The organism is Mesorhizobium sp. M0159, from assembly GCF_040322295.1.
Lineage (GTDB): Bacteria > Pseudomonadota > Alphaproteobacteria > Rhizobiales > Rhizobiaceae > Mesorhizobium.
This window is the reverse complement of the sequence record NZ_JAMYTF010000112.1, coordinates 1-4,522: the sequence shown is the minus strand read 5'-3', so window position 1 is coordinate 4,522 and position 4,522 is coordinate 1. Positions and strand designations below refer to the sequence as shown.

1 protein-coding gene and 4 pseudogenes are annotated in these 4,522 nt (G+C 60.1%); 1 reads left to right on the top strand and 4 read right to left on the bottom strand.

All coding sequences use genetic code 11. From position 1 onward, the window contains the following. Positions 1-876: 876 nt before the first annotated feature. Positions 877-1,555 (bottom strand): annotated as a pseudogene (locus NKJ32_RS35055) (IS5 family transposase). Between the two features lie 153 nt (positions 1,556-1,708). Between NKJ32_RS35055 and NKJ32_RS35050 the strand changes: the two are divergent. After that, a pseudogene (locus NKJ32_RS35050) lies at positions 1,709-2,189 on the top strand (transposase); the annotation flags it as partial. Between the two features lie 174 nt (positions 2,190-2,363). Here the strand turns inward: NKJ32_RS35050 and NKJ32_RS35700 are convergent. The 3 genes and pseudogenes from NKJ32_RS35700 to NKJ32_RS35040 form a co-directional block, all read right to left on the bottom strand. Then, positions 2,364-2,459, bottom strand: a pseudogene (locus NKJ32_RS35700) (AAA family ATPase); the annotation flags it as partial. A gap of 989 nt (positions 2,460-3,448) precedes the next feature. Next, positions 3,449-3,511: pseudogene (locus NKJ32_RS35695) on the bottom strand (hypothetical protein); the annotation flags it as partial. Between the two features lie 430 nt (positions 3,512-3,941). Continuing rightward, on the bottom strand, positions 3,942-4,522 hold a 581-nt coding region (locus tag NKJ32_RS35040; protein ID WP_352830498.1), incomplete at its 5' end, for an ATP-binding protein.

Sequence of the window (4,522 nt, the reverse complement as noted above, 5' to 3'; positions counted from 1 at the left end):
AGCGACCGACGTCGCCGTCGAGGGCGTGGGAATCCTTGATGCGCTCTCGTGCGGCCTGCTCCAGTGCCTTCTGCTGATCGGGGGTATTCATGCCAGTTCCTCCGCGAGTGATGCGGCAAACGCGTCATTGGAGCACAATGGCCGCGGCTCAACCATGAGCTGATCGTTCCGTCCGCTGAGCCTAGCTGTCGCGGGCGCTTTCAGTGAAATGCACGCCAACGGATGCCACCGGACGGGCGATTTCGACCGTCGTCAGTGGGAAGGGGTCGACTTGAGCGCCGTCCCGGCGCATTCCGACCAAGGCGCCCTACTCGCCTACTAACTCGTCGAAGAAGTTGAATGGCAGTGGCAGATTGGTGACGGCAAAAGCCGTAATCGCCGGTCGGATCGCGATGCGTTTTGTCGCCGGGTGTCTTTTTGGAGCAAGTCGTTCGCGGCCGCGTGATTGATGTCTTGTTCACCTGGCATCCGGCGTCCAAGAGCTTGGCTGTCGGTCGCCACAACGCTACCGTTACCGATGAATCCGATTCATCGTGGAAACGACAGGCGCGCGCCGCGTTTCCTTCAGTCTCGACAGTACACATAGGACTTCCCTTCACAAGTAAATCAAGGCGATTTATAAATTAATCGGCGAGATTTGCAGGGCCTCTATTTCTGCAGGATATCATGCGGATTTCCACATCATCAAGCCGGATCAGACTAAGAATGTATTTTATAACTTGAAGTCCGTTTACTTTTCTTTTAATTTTTATTCGATGGGTTTCATAATTCTAAAAAAGTGGCTATCTTATTCAGCGGCCAGAGAGTAGAGATCAGCTGCGGCATCATCCCACACCAGAGACCTGTGGGTAGCGCTAGGACGTAGTGACGATTTAATTATCTGAGCCATATTGCGATTGCGGCGAGTTTGACGGAGCCCATGAAGCTGGCGAGGAGCTTGTCGTATCGGGTTGCGACGCGCCTGAACTGCTTGAGCTTGTTGAAGAAGCGCTCGATGCGGTTGCGCTCCTTGTAGAGATCGACGTCGTAAGGGCGCTGGAGCTTGCGGTTGCGCTTCGGCGGGATGACGACCTCACTCCAGCTTCGGCGATCCGATCGGCTACATAGTCGGCGTCCTTGTAGGCGATGGCGGCATCGGCATCGATACCGTCGATCAGATCAAACAAAGGCGATGTCGTTGCAATGTCCGGGCGAGCCGATCAATCAGATGGGAAGGCCGATTGCTTCGGTTGCGACGTGGATCCTGGTGCTCAGGCCGCCGCGAGACCGGCCCAGTCCTTGGGCATCCGCTCCCCTTTGACATTGCGTGCACCGGCCGCGTGCTGATAGCCCGCACGATGGTCGAGTCGATCATCAGCCATTCCAGATCGGCTTCGCGGGCAAGCGTGTCGTTCAGCACGCCCATTCGATCCAGCGATAGTAGCGCCGTTTACCGAGCGGTAGTCGCCAATCCGCTCTGGCGGTTATCCGTACGCGGGCCGCTATTGCCCTTCGTGTCGCCCGGCACAGTCCATCGCCAATCTCCCAAAACCAGCGTTGAATCTGATTTGCTCAGCTAGGGAAACCCCTGTTCCTTAAATCGTCATTGCCACCTAGCCCGGAAAATTCGCGGCGGGGGGCGGATGTAGAGCAAACCGTGGAAATGACGTAGGATTTGGTTGCTAGGCCGCTTCGCGTCATGTCCCGGAGACCACACCCGCCATGAAAGATCCTACGCTGCCAGTCTGTCGTCGCCCGTTTCGACGGGGGATGCTATCCTCGAACAGGGGCGTTCTGGCTCTGGCCGAGGTGGAAAAGCGGCTGCGTATCGCCGAGCGTCTGGCGCGCTGCATCGACAATCGGCGCTGTCCGGACCAGACCGTCCACAGCCGACATGATCGGCTTACGCATGAAGATGATCGCCGCAGGCTACAAGGATGGCAACGACGCCAACCGGCTGCGCTGCGATCCGGTCTTCAAGATGGCCCAGGATGCGTTGCCGTCCGGTCGGGATCTGGCCTCGCAATCGAGATGTGCCGGCTGGAGAACTGCCCGGCGTGCGCGAGCTGGTCCCCATGGGGCGGGCGATGGTCGACCTCTATTGCGCCTCATTCCGACAGGTGCCGAGGCGGATCGTGCTCGACATTGACGACACCCTCGACGCCGTGCATGGCGGCCAACAGCTCCGCCTGTTCAATGCCCATCACGACTATACTGCGTATTCCGACGAAGCCGGCCATCGATTCCGATTTGAAGCCGGCCAGTCATTCCGATTTCCTTCCGGCCGGTGTTCCGATTTGAAGCCGGCCATTTTTCGGACTGATCCTGGGTCTCGTTGATGTTTGGATTGGGTTTCGTTTCAGGTCAAGCTTGCGCTGTTTCGGTCGCTCTTGGCGAGCGCTGTTTTCGCATGCCGTGAGATCGATGCGATAGGCGTTGTGAACGAGGCGGTCGAGGATGGCATCGGCCAGAGTTGGGTTAGCGAAGTTTTTCTTCCTTGATCGCCTGGTGCGCGCGGTCCGCGCCCGCAGCGTGTTGATCTGATCGTCCGAGGTTCGATATGCCACGGCTGCCCCTTCGTGAGCTGGCGTCCCTCGATCCAGCCGGGGGCGAGGTAGTCGAAGACGGTTTGGGGTGTGACGCCCAGGGCGGCGGCCGCCCCTTGAACAGAGTAGGCTCCATCTGGCCAGCGGTCGGGATTGGCGCTCGTCCCATTGATCTTGACCGTGGGGATGTCCCAACGTGTCCGAAGAAGCCAGACATTCTCACCTTTGAACGCGCGGCCGCGTGCTGCGACAAAGCCTTCCGCGTTCAACGCCACCGCGATCTCCTTGTCCATTTTGCCCGCGGCGTTGAGTTCGATCACGCGGCTGCGCAGCCGCTCCAGATCGATGTAGTCGCCATAGGTGTGGACCCGCCTCTGGAGAGAGTGTTCACTTGTCGCTCCCGTCTGCCACAAGATCTTGAACCAGACCTGGCCGTGGAAGCGCTCCTGGTCGAGAATGACTTCGCAGACGATGAGGCGCAGGATGCGCTTGCGCTCGGCCGCCGTTGTCGAAGGCGAGTGCCAGATGCCGGGCAGATCTTCGCCCAGCTTTTGCAGCGCCTCGCGATCCGGCTCGTTCAAGACCAGGGGCTCGTCATGTCGCCAGCGTTCGTAATCCTGTTCGATCGCCTCGGCGGCGCGCAGCTTCTCTTCCGACACGCCCTCCAGCGAACGCGCCACCAAGCGGTTCTCCGGCTCGACCGCATCATATTGGCGCCGTGCTCTTTCCGCCTCATAACGAGCCCGCTCGCGCCGCAGCGCCCACTGCCGCTCAAGTTGACGCGTCTCCTCTTCGATCTGGCCCAGGGCGGCGATGGCGATGGCGATCTTGTCCGGCGTCAAGGCCTCGAGCAGGATGCTTTCGACGTGCGCATCGACAGACAGCGCACGCACTTGCTGGCATAGCGGCCCGCCCTCCTGATCGCGGTCAGCGCGACACGTGTAGACGGGGTAGTCGCCCGCAGGACCGCTATAGCGCAGGCTCATCCGGCGACCGCACCGCCCACAAACAGCGATGCCCTGCAGCAGTGCCGCTCCCTTGCGCGGCACACCTGAATGGCCGGCCTCATAGCGGTTGATGTTGTTTACGAGTCGCCTCTGGTTCTCCATGAACTCCTCCCAGCCGATATAACCAGGATGGGCAGCCTGAAGGCAAACCTCCCAGTCGGCGATGGGGACCTTGGTAGTCCTCGGGCGATAAACGCCATGGCGAATCCGCCCGCCTTCCGCCTCCGGCCATAGACATACGCTCCAGCATAGGCAGGATTTTGAAGAATGCTGAGAACCCGTGAACTGTCGGCCTGGCGCCACACCACATCGTGCGGTGCTGGGCCGAGCACGGGACGCACGGGCAGCTGTCAATGCCGCTCGAATTTTCCCCAAAGTGTGCCGAAGTAAAATTCCCCAGTTTCGCCGCTCAGACTGTCGCGGAGGGGTGTCCATTTTTCGGTGGCCGGCCGCGCGGCCGCGATGGTGGATTTAATGTCGGCGGCGTGATGGAGGCTTTTGATCGCAAGTGTTCGGGCATGAGCTCGGCGTGCTGGCGGAGCCGATAACTCGATCCTTCGATCTGGACGACGACCGCATGGTGAAGCAGGCGATCGAGAAGTGCGGTTGCGACGACAGGGTCGCCGAAGACCTCGCCCCATTCGGCGAAGCCGCGATTTGAGGTGAGAATCATTGCGCCCTTCTCGTAGCGGGCGTTGACGAGTTGGAAGAACAGATTGCCGCCACCGTGGACGACGGGCAAGTAGCCGATCTCATCGACAACGAGCAGAGCAGGCCGGCAGAAGAAGCGGATGCGTTCCTGCAGGCGGCCTTCGCGTTCGGCCCTTGCCAGCGCGGCGATGAGTTCGGCGAGCGTGCAGAAATAGACGCTCTTTCCAGCCTTCACAGCCTCGACGGCAAGCGCAATGGCCAGATGGCTCTTGCCTGTGCCGGTCGGACTGGGCTCATAATGCCCGTTATCAGGATGGCGAGGCAAAGAAGATTGTCCGT